Source organism: Comamonas denitrificans (genome assembly GCF_042654745.1).
GTDB classification, from domain to species: Bacteria; Pseudomonadota; Gammaproteobacteria; order Burkholderiales; family Burkholderiaceae_C; genus Comamonas; species Comamonas denitrificans.
On the sequence record NZ_JBHSEY010000010.1, the window covers coordinates 78,839 to 90,552 of the forward strand.

Annotated in this window: 12 protein-coding genes; 2 read left to right on the top strand and 10 right to left on the bottom strand. The window is 62.1% G+C overall.

Annotation, left to right across the window (positions count from 1 at the left end; translation table 11 throughout):
- Positions 1-4: 4 nt before the first annotated feature.
- From ACFO24_RS02315 to ACFO24_RS02350, 8 genes are all read right to left on the bottom strand, one after another.
- Positions 5-1,327 carry a TRAP transporter large permease gene (locus tag ACFO24_RS02315; protein ID WP_377736579.1) on the bottom strand — a complete coding sequence of 441 codons (1,323 nt, stop codon included), beginning with the start codon at positions 1,325-1,327 and terminating at the stop codon, positions 5-7.
- A complete protein-coding gene (locus ACFO24_RS02320) occupies positions 1,324-1,881 on the bottom strand; it encodes a TRAP transporter small permease (protein WP_377736580.1) in 558 nt (185 codons plus the stop codon). The genes ACFO24_RS02315 and ACFO24_RS02320 overlap by 4 nt, the downstream gene beginning before the upstream one ends.
- 103 nt (positions 1,882-1,984) lie before the next feature.
- Positions 1,985-3,004 (bottom strand): TRAP transporter substrate-binding protein, encoded by a 1,020-nt coding sequence (locus ACFO24_RS02325; protein WP_377736582.1) that lies wholly within the window; start codon positions 3,002-3,004, stop codon positions 1,985-1,987.
- Positions 3,005-3,051: 47 nt separating this feature from the next.
- The gene (locus tag ACFO24_RS02330; RefSeq protein ID WP_377736583.1) at positions 3,052-4,068 is read right to left on the bottom strand and encodes a fumarylacetoacetate hydrolase family protein; all 1,017 of its coding nucleotides are present in this window, start codon (positions 4,066-4,068) and stop codon (positions 3,052-3,054) included.
- 28 nt (positions 4,069-4,096) lie between these two features.
- Positions 4,097-4,642, bottom strand: a complete 546-nt coding sequence (locus ACFO24_RS02335; protein ID WP_377736585.1) for a VOC family protein — start codon at positions 4,640-4,642, stop codon at positions 4,097-4,099.
- A gap of 42 nt (positions 4,643-4,684) precedes the next feature.
- The gene (locus ACFO24_RS02340; RefSeq protein WP_207573862.1) at positions 4,685-4,915 is read right to left on the bottom strand and encodes a DUF2783 domain-containing protein; all 231 of its coding nucleotides are present in this window, start codon (positions 4,913-4,915) and stop codon (positions 4,685-4,687) included.
- 40 nt (positions 4,916-4,955) lie between these two features.
- On the bottom strand, positions 4,956-6,632 hold the full coding sequence (locus ACFO24_RS02345) for an FAD-dependent oxidoreductase (RefSeq protein ID WP_377736586.1): 1,677 nt from the start codon (positions 6,630-6,632) through the stop codon (positions 4,956-4,958).
- 123 nt (positions 6,633-6,755) lie between these two features.
- The gene (locus tag ACFO24_RS02350; RefSeq protein WP_377736587.1) at positions 6,756-7,721 is read right to left on the bottom strand and encodes an MBL fold metallo-hydrolase; all 966 of its coding nucleotides are present in this window, start codon (positions 7,719-7,721) and stop codon (positions 6,756-6,758) included.
- Between the two features lie 102 nt (positions 7,722-7,823).
- Here ACFO24_RS02350 and ACFO24_RS02355 point away from each other — a divergent pair, with 102 nt between their 5' ends.
- The gene (locus tag ACFO24_RS02355; RefSeq protein WP_377736588.1) at positions 7,824-8,723 is read left to right on the top strand and encodes a LysR family transcriptional regulator; all 900 of its coding nucleotides are present in this window, start codon (positions 7,824-7,826) and stop codon (positions 8,721-8,723) included.
- Positions 8,724-8,807: 84 nt separating this feature from the next.
- Positions 8,808-9,236 (top strand): bacteriohemerythrin, encoded by a 429-nt coding sequence (locus ACFO24_RS02360; protein WP_377736589.1) that lies wholly within the window; start codon positions 8,808-8,810, stop codon positions 9,234-9,236.
- 89 nt (positions 9,237-9,325) lie between these two features.
- Here ACFO24_RS02360 and gdhA read toward each other — a convergent pair whose 3' ends face one another.
- Together gdhA and ACFO24_RS02370 are read right to left on the bottom strand one after the other, a co-directional pair.
- Positions 9,326-10,669, bottom strand: a complete 1,344-nt coding sequence (gdhA, locus tag ACFO24_RS02365; RefSeq protein ID WP_377736590.1) for an NADP-specific glutamate dehydrogenase — start codon at positions 10,667-10,669, stop codon at positions 9,326-9,328.
- A gap of 185 nt (positions 10,670-10,854) precedes the next feature.
- On the bottom strand, positions 10,855-11,685 hold the full coding sequence (locus tag ACFO24_RS02370; RefSeq protein WP_377736591.1) for a MurR/RpiR family transcriptional regulator: 831 nt from the start codon (positions 11,683-11,685) through the stop codon (positions 10,855-10,857).
- Between the last annotated feature and the right edge of the window lie 29 nt (positions 11,686-11,714).

Below are 11,714 nucleotides of genomic sequence, written 5' to 3' on the forward strand. Positions count from 1 at the left end.
AAGGTCAATTGAGCGCATGCACCAGCCACAGCGACAGCCCCGGCACCAGCATCAAGATGGCCGTGCGCACGATGTCTGAGGCGATGAAGGGCAGCGTGCCTTTGTAGGTTTCTTTCATCGGCACGTCTTTGGCCAAGCTGTTGATGATGAACAGGTTCATGCCCACGGGTGGGGTGATCAGGCCGATCTCCACCACCATCAGCGCCAGAATGCCGAACCAGATGGCCTTGTCTGTCTGGCCCAGCCCCCAAAAGTCCAGCCCCAGCACGATGGGCAAAAAGATGGGAATGGTCAGCAGCAGCATGGACAGGCTGTCCATCACGCAGCCCAGCACCAGGTAGATCAGCACAATGCCCACCAGCACCATCATGGGCGGCAGGTCGGCGCCCAGCACCCACTGCGCTGCGGCCACGGGCATTTGCGAGATGGCAAAGAAAGCGTTGAGCAAATCTGCACCCAGCAAGATCAAAAAGATCATGGCGGTGGCTGCGGCCGTGTCCAGCGCGGCATCCACGATGCCTTGCCAGGTCAGCTCGCGCATGAGCAGGGCCAGTGCGCCGGTGGCGATGGTGCCGATGGCGGCGGCCTCAGTCGGGGTGAAGATGCCACCGTAGATGCCGCCGATCACGGTGACAAAAATCGCCACAATCGGCCAGACCTCGCGCAGGGTGTGCAGGCGCTCGCTCCAGTTCATGCGTGGCGCAGCCGGGCCGCTGCCGGGCGAGAGGCGCACATAAATCATGATGGCCACCATGTAGCCGCTCAGGGCCAGCAGGCCCGGCAGCAGGGCGGCGATGAACATGGCGGCCACGTTCTGCTCGGCCAGCACGGCGTAGATCACCAGCACCACCGAGGGCGGAATCAGCACCCCCAGGGTGCCGCCGGCCGCCAGTGCGCCGGTGGCCAGTGCGGGCGAATAGTTGTAGCGGCGCAGCTCGGGCAGGGCCACCTGCCCCATGGTGGCCGCCGTGGCCAGCGAAGAGCCGCAGATGGCCCCAAAGCCGGCGCAGGCCCCTACCGCACTCATGGCCACACCGCCCCGGTAATGGCCCAAAAATGCATTTGTGGCCTGGAACAGCCGCCGCGACAGTCCGCCGCGCGAGGCCAAATTGCCCATCAGTAAAAACAGCGGCACCACCGACAGGTCATAGACCGAATAGCGGGCAAACGCCATGGTTTTGGCGTAGTTGAAGAGCGGGTCAATGCCCGCCACCAGGGCGTAGCCAATGCCCCCGGCCAGCAGCATCGCCACCGCAATGTGGACGCGGATGACCAGCAGCACCAGCACCAGTCCCCCCATCAGGAAGCCAATCGTTACGCCGCTCATGCTGCATTCCCCTGGTGGTGGTTATTCATGTTCTTGCCCAGTGTCCAGGCGGTGTAGAGGGCGGTAAGCGTCAGCAGGCCAAAGCCGGGCGCAATGGTGATGTGCGCCCACCACAGCGGCCAGTCCAAGATCATGGATGTCTCGCCATTGCTGTAGGCCTCAATGGCACCGGCCGTGCTGCGCCAGGCCAGCCAGGTGGCGACCACGGCCAGCACCAGCGCGGCCAAAACGTCCAGCACGGCGCGGGTGCGGGCGCTGGCACCGTGGGTGAAAAAGTCCACGATGACGTGGGCGTTCTTCATCTGCGCGTAGGGCAGGAAAGAGGCAATGGCCAGCGAGCAAATGATTTGCACGATTTCCACGTCGCCCATGACGGGGGAGTCAAACAGGGCGCGGCCCAGCACGCTCCAGGTGGACAGCAGGCAGATGCCCAGCAGCAGCGCCACGCCGCACAGGGCCGACAGTTGCGACCAGCCCAGCAGGAAACGGCCCAGCGCATCCTGCGGGGCCGCTGGGGTGGCAGCGCCTTCAGGGGAAGGAACAACTTCAGTCATCAGATACTCAATAAAAAAAGCTTTTACCGCTGATAAATAAAAGACTTCAGATCAAAAACATGCTGAAAATCAATAGATACAAGCGGTAAAAGCTATTAAGTTGTTATTTGGCGTATTGGGCCGACAGGGTTTGGGCATCGTGCAGCATGGCCTTGCCGTCGTAGCCCTTGGCTGTGACTTCTTTGACCCAGTCGGTGGCCACACGGGCCGTGGCTTTCTGGAAGCCCTCTACCTCGGCCGCGCCGATGGTGTTGAACTGGTTGCCCCGCTCTTGCGCCTGCTTGCGGGCGGCGGGGGCCGATTCATCCCAGGCCTTGCCGATGGCGGCCGAGAAGTCCACGCCCGAGTTGGCATCAATCACCTTTTTCTGCTCCGGGGTCAGGCTGTCGTACTTGGCCTGGTTCATGGCAATGGTGAACAGCGTGGTGTACAGGCCGGGCTGCGGCGGGTTGATTTCCGAGTGGTACTTGGTCATCTCGTGCAGCTTCATGGTGGGCACCACTTCCCAGGGCAGCACGTAGCCATCGACCACGCCCTTGGAGACGGCATCTGGGGTCTGCGGCATGGGCATGGCCACGGGGGTGGCCCCCAGGGCGGCAATCATCTTGTTGGTCAGGCGCGTGGGGGCGCGCATCTTCAGGCCTTTGAAGTCGGCCACCTTGGTGATGGGGCGCTTGTTGTTGTGAATCTGGCCGCGATCGTGTACGTGAAAGGCCAGGGCCTTGAGGCCGGCAAAGTCTTTCTGGCCGTATTTTTGGTAAATCTCCCAGGCGGCGCGGCTGCCGCCTTCCGCGTCTTTGGTCAGAAAGGGCAGCTCCATCACCTCCATCGACGGAAAGCGCCCGGCGGTGTAGCCCGGCAGCGTCCAGACGATGTCGGCCACGCCGTCAATCGCCTGCTGAATCAGTTGCGGGGGCGTGCCGCCCAGCTGCATGGAGGGGTAGATCTGGCATTGCAGGGTGTTGTTCGACTCCTGGGCAATCTTGGCGCACCAAGGCTCCAGCACCTTTTGCTGCGACAGCGCGGTGGCGGGCCAAAAATGGGCCACTTTCAGGATCACGGGATCGGCGCTGGCGGCCAGGCTGGCGCTGGCGCAGGCCAGGGCGATGAGGGTTTTTTGCATGGTGTTTGTCTCCTTGGGGTGTGAAATGTCGTCCGTTATCGGATCGGTTATTTATCCAGGCTGTGGGTGTCCACCGTGTTTTCGATGGTGCCGAAGATGCTCGCGCCCTGGGCATCGAACATCTCGATGCGCACCACATCGCCGTGGCGCATGAAGGGCGTGATGGGCTTGCCCTGCTCAATGGTTTCGTAGGTGCGCACCTCGGCCAGGCAGCAGTAACCCACGCCGCCGTTGGCAATGGACGAGCCCCACAGGTTGCCCTGCTTGTTCGACACCGTGCCCGAGCCAATGATGGAGCCGGCGCACAGCGTGCGCGTCTTGGCCACGTGGGCAATCAGCTGGCCGAAGTTGAACGTCATGTCCACCCCGGCGTTGGGCTTGCCAAACAGTTCGCCGTTCAGGTGAACCACCAGGGGCAGATGCACTTTGCTGTCCTGCCAGGTATCGCCCAGCTCGTCGGGCGTGACGGCCACGGGGCTGAAAGCGCTGGCCGGTTTGCTCTGGAAAAAGCCAAAACCCTTGGCCAGTTCTGCCGGAATCAGGTGGCGCAGCGATACGTCATTGACCAGCATCACCAGCCGGATGGCCTTGGCCGCTTCTTCGGGCGTGGCACCCAGGGGCACGTCGCCGGTGACGACGGTGACTTCGGCCTCCATGTCGATGCCCCAGGCCTCTTTGGCCACGATGGGCGCGCGCGGGGCGATGAAGCCGTCGCTGCCGCCCTGGTACATCAGCGGGTCGGTGTAGAAGGTCTCGGGCACCTCGGCGTTGCGGGCGCGGCGCACCAGCTCGACGTGGTTGAGGTAGGCCGAGCCATCGGCCCATTGCCAAGTGCGCGGCAGCGGGCTGTGGCAGGCGGCCTGGTCAAACGGCTCGCCTTCGATGGCACCGCTGTTCAGCGCTTCGTACACCTGGCGCAGTTGCGGCTCCACCGTGGCCCAGTCGTCCATCGCGGCCAGCAGGGTGCGGGCAATGGCGGGCACGGCGCGGCAGCGGCCCAGGTCGCGGCTGACGACGACCAGGGTGCCGTCGCGGCCGCCTTGTTGCAGGGTGGCAAGTTTCATGGGGTGGGGTTTCCTTTTGACAATGCAATTAATTGGCGTAGCTGCCGTCGTGCATCCAGCGGGCATGCGTGGGGGCCTTTTTGGTGCGGTCCCATTCGTTGAGCATGTCCCACTTCACCTGGTCCAGCATCTGGTTCATCTTGGGCGTGGCGGTGTCGGCCGCCAGCTCCAGGCGGTGGCCGGACGGGTCGCGGAAGTAGATCGACTGGAAGATGGTGTGGTCGGTGGGGCCGATCACTTCGATGCCGTCGGCCTCCATCTTGGCCTTGACTTTCAGCATGGTGTCGATGGAATCGACCTTCAGCGCCAGGTGCTGCGTCCACGCCGGGGTGTTGGCATCCGACGGGGCGATCATGGGCTGCTTGGTCGGCAGTTCAAAGAAAGCCAGGATGTTGCCCCCGCCGATGTCGATGAAGATGTGCATGTAGGGGTCGGGCTCCTTGGTGGAGGGCACTTGGTTTTCGGCAATGGCGAGGATGAAATTGGCATCGAGGTACTTTTGGTACCACTCCACGGTTTCCTTCGCGTTTTTGCAGCGGTAAGCGACATGGTGAACGCCGTTGAGAAAGGCCATGGTTGTCTCCTTGGGTGGGGGGTGGAATGGATTTATGGATTTTTAATTGTTGAAAGGCTGGCGGGCAATGGCCAGCGCCTGGCGCAGCACGCTGATGTCGCCAATGTGGTTGGCCAGCAGCAGCACCAGCCGGGCATTGACGGCCAGGCTTTGCTCGTCGCTCAGGCCCTGGTGGGTGTCGATCAGGGCTTCGTAGAAATCATCGCCGGGCGAATAGGCCTGGAAGTAGCGTTTGCCGGGTTCGTGCAGGTTGGCAGCGGTGATCAGGGGCATGGGGTGGTCTCCTTGGGTTTTTTTATGGACGGGGCACGGTTTAGGCGCTGGCGGCGGCATTGCCCGTGGCGCGGGCCACGGCGGCACGCACCCGTGCGGCATCAAAGCTGCGCCAGCGGGCGGCCACGTGCTGGTCGGGGCGCAGCAGGTAGCAGGTGCCCGGTTGCAGGTCGTAGCGCTGGGCGATGCTGCCTTGCGTGTCCAGCAGCGTCAGCAGGCCGTGCGGGGCTGCGCCGGTTTTGGCCACTACCACGGCCTGCACGCCAATGCGGTCGTGGGCCAGCGCGGCCAGGGCCTGGGCCTGGGCGGCGCTGATCTGGCTGGCATCTTCAACGTAGTAAAGCAGCTGAAAACGCGTGTCCATCGCGCCCAGCAGCCAGCCGGTGCGGCTGCCGCTGACGGGGGCATCGTCCATGGGTGCGCCGGGCACCATGTTGCCGGTAAATGCGTCGCTGTCGGGGGTGTTCAGCGGCGAATCGACCAGCCAGCTGGGCACCGACAGGCGGCCCGAATTGACCAGGGCGCGGGCAAAGGGGTAGTCCTGCGCCAGCTCTAGCACCGCGTTGCGAAAGGCTTTGCTGACGTTGCTTTTGGGCGTGATGAAGTCGGTCGAGCGCGTGGAGTTCATGATGTTCTCGTCGGCGGCGTAGCAGCGCTCGGCGCTGTAGCTGTCCAGCAGCGCGGCGGGGGCCTTGCCGTCCAGCACCAGTTTCAACTTCCAGGCCAGGTTGTCGGTGTCTTGAATGCCGCTGTTGGCCCCACGTGCGCCAAAGGGCGAGACCTGGTGCGCCGCATCGCCCACAAACAGCACGCGGTTGTGGTTGAACCGGCCCATGCGGCGGCACTGGAAGGTGTAGACGCTGACCCATTCCAGCTCAAACTCGCGCTCGTCGCCCAGCATGGCTTGGATGCGGGGGATGACGTTTTCGGGCTTTTTCTCGGCCTCGGGGTCGGCATCCCAGCCCAGCTGAAAGTCGATGCGCCAGACGTTGTCGGCCTGCTTGTGCAGCAGCACCGACTGGTTGCGGTGGAAGGGCGGGTCAAACCAGAACCAGCGCTCGGCCGGGTAGTCGGCCTTCATCACCACGTCGGCAATCAGGAAGCGGTCCATGAAAATTTTGCCCTCAATGTCCAGCCCCAGCATGGTGCGAATGGGCGAGCGTGCGCCGTCCGCGGCCACCAGCCAATCGGTCGTCAGGGTGTAGGCACCGTCGGGCGTTTCCACGCGCACGGTGGCCTGGGCATCGTCTTGCTCGACGCTGATGACGTTGTTTTTAAAGCGCATCTCCAGGTTGGGCAACTGGCGGGCGCGGGCCACCAGGTAGTCCTCCAGGTAGTACTGCTGCAGGTTCACCATGCCGGGGCGCTGGTGGCCTTCTTGGGGGCACAGGTTGAAGTTGAACACCTCGCCATCGCCAAAAAAGGTGCGGCCCACGTTCCAGGACACGCCTTTTTCCACGGCAGGCGCGCCGCAGTTCAGGCGGTCGAGCACTTCCAGCGTGCGCTTGGCATAGCACACGCCGCGCGAGCCGATGGAGACGGTGTCGTCGTTGTCCAGCAGCAGCACCTGCTGGCCCTGGGCCGCCAGGTCAATCGCCATGGACAGGCCCACAGGCCCCGCGCCAACAATCACCACGGGGTAGTGGCCGCTGCGCTGCTCGGCCACTTCGGGCGGGCAGACGTACTCGAATTTTGGGTAGGTGTAGGTGGATAGCATCTTGTCTCCGTCTTGGTAATATTCTTTTTAAAAAGATAGCTGCTACCGCTTGTATTTGCTATGTTTCATATGAATTTCTATCTGAAATTGTTTTTTTATCAGCGGTAGAAGCTATTTTTTTGTTCAGACTTGCTGCAGCGCGTGCCACATTTCTTTGTCGCGCTCGGCCGTCCAGATGCGTGGGTCGCGGATGCCGCTGGCTTCGTCGTGGGCGCGCGTCACGTCAAATGGCAGGCAGTGTTCGTAGATGAACACGTGGCCAAACTTGGGGTCCATGGCCTTGCGTGTGTGCTGCATGGTGGCGTTCAAATCCATGCCCTGGGCCACGGCCTCTTGGGCGCTTTGGTACAGGGTGCTGACGAAATCGCGCGTGTAGGCCAGGCCTTTTTGCACGGCTTCGGGGGTCATCAGCGCGGGGCCACGGCCGGGGATCAGCTTGTCAAACTGCATGGCGGCCAGGTTGTCCAGCGTTTGCGGCCAGTCGGCCAGGTAGGCATCGCCGGTGTAGCAGGCAGCGTCGGCCTCGACCAGGTCGCCCGAGAAGCAGATGTTTTGGCTGGGCAGATAGACGATGGTGTCGCCCTTGGTGTGGCCCCGGCCCACTTGCTTAATCTTCACCTCCAGCTTGCCCAGCCAAACGCTCATTTCACCCTGGAAGGTCATGGTCGGCCAGGTCAGGCCGGGCACGCTTTCCACGGCCTGGAACAGGCGCGGGAAGCGGCCAATTTCCGAATCCATGTCCTGCTGGCCACGCTCGACGATCAGGTCGTAGGTATCGCGGCTGGCAATGATTTGCTCCAACCCTTCGCTTTTGTAGCCCGATGCGCCCAGCACGCGCACGGCGTGGTAATGCGTCAGCACCACGTATTTGATGGGCTTGTCGGTGATTTCACGGATTTTGGCGATCACGCCCTGCGCAGCCACGGGGGTGGCCGTGGCATCGATGATCATGCAGCCATCGTCACCGATGATGACCCCGGTGTTCGGGTCGCCCTCGGCGGTGTAGGCGTAGGCGTTGTCGCTGAGCTTTTCCCAGCTGATCTTCTTTTCTTCCAGGTCGGCCTGGGAGGCGAATTTTTTCTCGGTCATGCGCGGTTCTCCTTGAATTGAATGGCAGTGCTTGGATGCATTAAAAGGGAGATCTATTTATGATTCAAACGGTTTTTTCTTATCAATTTATTGGTTCACCTTATGAATGTCACCCTGCGCCAGCTGCATGCCTTTATCGCCGTGGCCCAGACGGGCAGCTTTACGCTGGCGGCCGAGCGGTTGTTTGTCACCCAGTCGGCTTTGAGCGGCTTGATTCGTGAACTGGAGAGCAGCCTGGGCCTGCGCCTGTTTGACCGCAGCACGCGGCGCTTGCGCTTGTCCGTGATCGGGCAGGAGCTGTACCCGCAGATCGAAAAAATCCTGCACGACCTGGAAGGCGTGGTCAGCGAGGTCGGCAACCTTAAAGCCCTGCAGCGCGGCAAGGTGCGCATTGCCGTGCCGCAGCTCTTGGCCTGCACCCTGCTGCCGCAGGTGATGGCCGACTTCAAAGCCCTGCACCCCGGCGTGCAGCTGCGCATGGTCGATTGCGCGGTGGAAAGCGTCATGGCGCGGGTGTTCTCGGGCGAGGTGGACATTGGCATTGGCCCCGAGCGCGAGACCAATTCCGACATCGAGGCCGCCGAGCTGTTTACCCTGCCCTTTATGGTGGTGCTGCCCAAGGGCCACCCGCTGGCCGCGCAGGAGCAGGTGCGTTGGCAGGATTTGAGCGCCCAGCCCCTGATTACCCTGCAGGGGCAATTTACCGATCTGTTGGTCAGCGACGCGGGCGATGCCGCCCGCGACCTGCAGCAGGACTCGTTCATGCAAGTGACGTTCATGACCTCGGCGCTGGCGCTGGTGCGCGCTGGCCTGGGCATTACCTTGTGCATGCCCTATGCGCGCTTGCTGGTCGAGCAAAACGGCCTGGTCATGCGCCCGTTGGTTCATCCGCAGGTGCAGCGCAGCTTTTGGATTTTTACGCGCAAAGGGCGTTCGCTCTCGCCTGCTGCACAAGGATTTTTGGATTTTGCCCGTGGGCAATTGGCGCGTGCGTGGGCGTAATCCAGGGCGGCGCGGGTAATTACGGTAGTACCATACGGCGCTAGGACTGTCCGCAAGTGTAAATTTTTATAGCAAGGAGCCGTGATGGCGTACTTTGAATGGGCGAGCGATATGGTCATTGACCACGATGGCCCGATTGACCAAGACCACCGCCGCTTGGTCGATCAGGTTAATCGTTTGCACGATGCCACCAGCCAAGGCAGTGGCCAAGAAATCGTGGCTGGGTTGTTGGAAGAATTACTGGCCGACACCAAAGAGCATTTGGCGCACGAAGAGCGCTTTATGGCCAGCGTTGGCTTTCCTGAATCCGAAGCCCACCGCAAGGGGCACGATCACTTTGTGGCCGAGCTGGTGCGCTTAAAAGAGCTGTACGAAGGCGGCAGCCCCACCGTGGCCACCCGCCTGTCGCAACTGCTGCGCGATTGGCTGTCGCTGCACATTCGCCGCAACGACAAAGAAGTGCGCTTGTTTCTGGACAAGCAAAGGCGCCTGAAGGCTCTAAAAAAATCCTGATGCCCTGGGCCTGAAAAAAGCATAAAAAAAGCACAAAAAAAGCGCTACCGCATTGCAGTAGCGCTTTTTTTTGTGTTCAGCCGGGTGGTTTAAATCACGCCTTGGGCCAGCATGGCATCGGCCACTTTGACAAAGCCGGCGATGTTGGCGCCGTCGATGTAGCTGATGCTGCCATCGGCACGCTGGCCGTGCTTGACGCAGGCAGCGTGGATGCTCTTCATGATGCCGTGCAGGCGGGCATCGACTTCTTCGGCGGTCCAGCTCAGGCGCATGGCGTTCTGGCTCATTTCCAGACCCGAGGTGGCCACGCCACCGGCGTTCGAGGCCTTGCCGGGTGCGTACAGCACGCCAGCGTGTTCAAAGACCTTGGCCGCTTCGTTGGTGCTGGGCATGTTGGCGCCTTCGGCCACGCAGACCACACCGTTCTGGATGAGGGTCTTGGCGTCGTTCTCGTCCAGTTCGTTTTGTGTGGCGCAGGGCAGCGCGATGTCCACGGCGATGTGCCAAGGGGTTTTGCCGGCCTGGAACTCAGCGCCCACTTTGGCAGCGTATTCGCTGACGCGGCCGTACTGCTCGTTCTTGATCTGCATCAGGATGGCCAGTTTTTCCGGGGTGAAGCCTGCAGCGTCGTACACGGTGCCGCCGGAGTCGGACACGGTGACCACTTTGGCGCCCAGTTGCATGGCTTTTTCTACGGCGTACTGCGCCACGTTGCCCGAGCCGGACACCGACACGGTCTTGCCGGCAAACGATTGGCCACGGGTGGCCAGCATTTCCTGGGCGAAGTACACGGTGCCGTAGCCGGTGGCTTCGGGGCGGATCAGCGAGCCGCCAAAGCTCAGGCCCTTGCCGGTGAACACGCTCGAAGCGTTGTTGGCCAGCTTTTTGTACATGCCAGCGATGAAGCCCACTTCGCGGCCACCCACGCCGATGTCGCCTGCGGGCACATCGGTATCGGGGCCAATGTGGCGGAACAGCTCCGAGGCGAAGGCCTGGCAGAAACGCATGACCTCGGCGTTGCTCTTGCCTTTGGGGTCGAAGTCGGAACCGCCTTTGCCGCCACCCATGGGCAAGGTGGTCAGGGCGTTTTTGAAGGTTTGTTCAAAGGCCAAAAATTTCAGCACCGAGGGGGTCACCGAGGGGTGAAAGCGCAGCCCCCCCTTGTACGGGCCAATGGCCATGCTGTGCTGGATGCGGTAGCCGCGATTGACGCGCACCCGGCCTTGGTCGTCGTGCCAGCAGACGCGAAATTGAATCAGGCGCTCGGGTTCGACCAGGCGCTCCAGCAAGGCTTGCTCGGCGTAGCGTGGATTGGCAGAAATGAAAGGCCACAGGCTCTCCATCACTTCAGTGACCGCCTGCAAAAACTCGGGCTGGTCGGGGTTGCGGCGGGCAATGTCTTGCAGGAAGTGTTCAAGGGTGGGGAGCGTCATGGGAAAGCGGCCTTTCATACCGATATTGCAATGCGGCGGATTATGCCAAAAACGTATGACTTCATGCAAATCCCATTGCGTTGCCGGGCATCGTTTTGAACGATGAGGATGAAAAAATACAAGAAAAAAGCGCTTAAACCCTTACAGGTCAAGCGCTTGCAGCTATTTTATTTAATCATCCTTTTTTACTCTAATTCAAACGGTGCCGCCCCCCATTGCACCGTGTGCGCCACCAAACCATAGACCAAGGTGTGCGCCGCGCTGGTGTCCAGCAGGTGGCCCACCATGGGGGCGTGGGCGCTGGTGTCGCAGCGCAGCAGCCAGTCGGACGTGGGGGCGGGGCTGGTCAGGTCGGTGATGCACAGCAGCGCAATGCCCCGTTGCTGGGCTTGTTGGGCCAGGGTTTGCACCGCAGGGGGAATGCGCCCAAGGACGCACAGGATGAGCATGTCGCCCCGCGCCAAGGGGGTTAAAGCCTCTTCCAGCGTGGTGCCGGCCGCCGGTTGGGCCAGCGCTGGTTTGTCCAGGGCGGTGTGCAGCAATTGGCACAGGTGCTGGGCCAGCAGGTGGTTGGCCCCCAGGCCCACGGCCACTACGCGCGGGGCGCGGTGCAGGGCCGCGGCCAGGGTGTTCATGGTGCTGGCCGGGATTTGCGCCAAGGTGGCACGCAGCTTGTCTTGCTGGGCCTGCCACAGCGCTTGGCTGTTGGGGGCGTTGGCGCTGGCCTGGGCGGCCGGGGGCAGGGGCAGTGTGCCGGCAGCGTCGGCCTCTAGCCGGGCCTGGCGGCGGGCTTCTTCGTAGGTGCCGTAGCCCAGGTGGCGCACAAAGCGGGTGATGGTGGCATTGGATACGTCGGTAATCTGCGCCAATTCGCTGGCGCTGTAGCTGCCCAGGTGGATGGGGGTGTCCAAAATCAGCAGGGCGAGTTTTTTCTCGGTGGGCGAGAGCTGGTCCTGCATCTGGCGCAGGCGGGCCAAAAACGGGGTGGCGTTGGGGTGGGCGGGTTGCACAGGCATAGCGTTCAAACCAATCGTCGGGAATCGTC

Bases quoted from the DNA above. Each gene is read 5' to 3' on its own strand.
- ACFO24_RS02360 (WP_377736589.1), top strand. From the start codon at position 8,808: ATGGCGTACTTTGAATGGGCGAGCGATATGGTCATTGACCACGATGGC.
- gdhA (WP_377736590.1), bottom strand. From the start codon at position 10,669: ATGACGCTCCCCACCCTTGAACACTTCCTGCAAGACATTGCCCGCCGC.
- ACFO24_RS02350 (WP_377736587.1), bottom strand. From the start codon at position 7,721: ATGACCGAGAAAAAATTCGCCTCCCAGGCCGACCTGGAAGAAAAGAAG.
- ACFO24_RS02340 (WP_207573862.1), bottom strand. From the start codon at position 4,915: ATGCCCCTGATCACCGCTGCCAACCTGCACGAACCCGGCAAACGCTAC.
- ACFO24_RS02330 (WP_377736583.1), bottom strand. From the start codon at position 4,068: ATGAAACTTGCCACCCTGCAACAAGGCGGCCGCGACGGCACCCTGGTC.
- ACFO24_RS02315 (WP_377736579.1), bottom strand. From the start codon at position 1,327: ATGAGCGGCGTAACGATTGGCTTCCTGATGGGGGGACTGGTGCTGGTG.
- ACFO24_RS02370 (WP_377736591.1), bottom strand. From the start codon at position 11,685: ATGCCTGTGCAACCCGCCCACCCCAACGCCACCCCGTTTTTGGCCCGC.
- ACFO24_RS02320 (WP_377736580.1), bottom strand. From the start codon at position 1,881: ATGACTGAAGTTGTTCCTTCCCCTGAAGGCGCTGCCACCCCAGCGGCC.
- ACFO24_RS02335 (WP_377736585.1), bottom strand. From the start codon at position 4,642: ATGGCCTTTCTCAACGGCGTTCACCATGTCGCTTACCGCTGCAAAAAC.
- ACFO24_RS02345 (WP_377736586.1), bottom strand. From the start codon at position 6,632: ATGCTATCCACCTACACCTACCCAAAATTCGAGTACGTCTGCCCGCCC.
- ACFO24_RS02355 (WP_377736588.1), top strand. From the start codon at position 7,824: ATGAATGTCACCCTGCGCCAGCTGCATGCCTTTATCGCCGTGGCCCAG.
- ACFO24_RS02325 (WP_377736582.1), bottom strand. From the start codon at position 3,004: ATGCAAAAAACCCTCATCGCCCTGGCCTGCGCCAGCGCCAGCCTGGCC.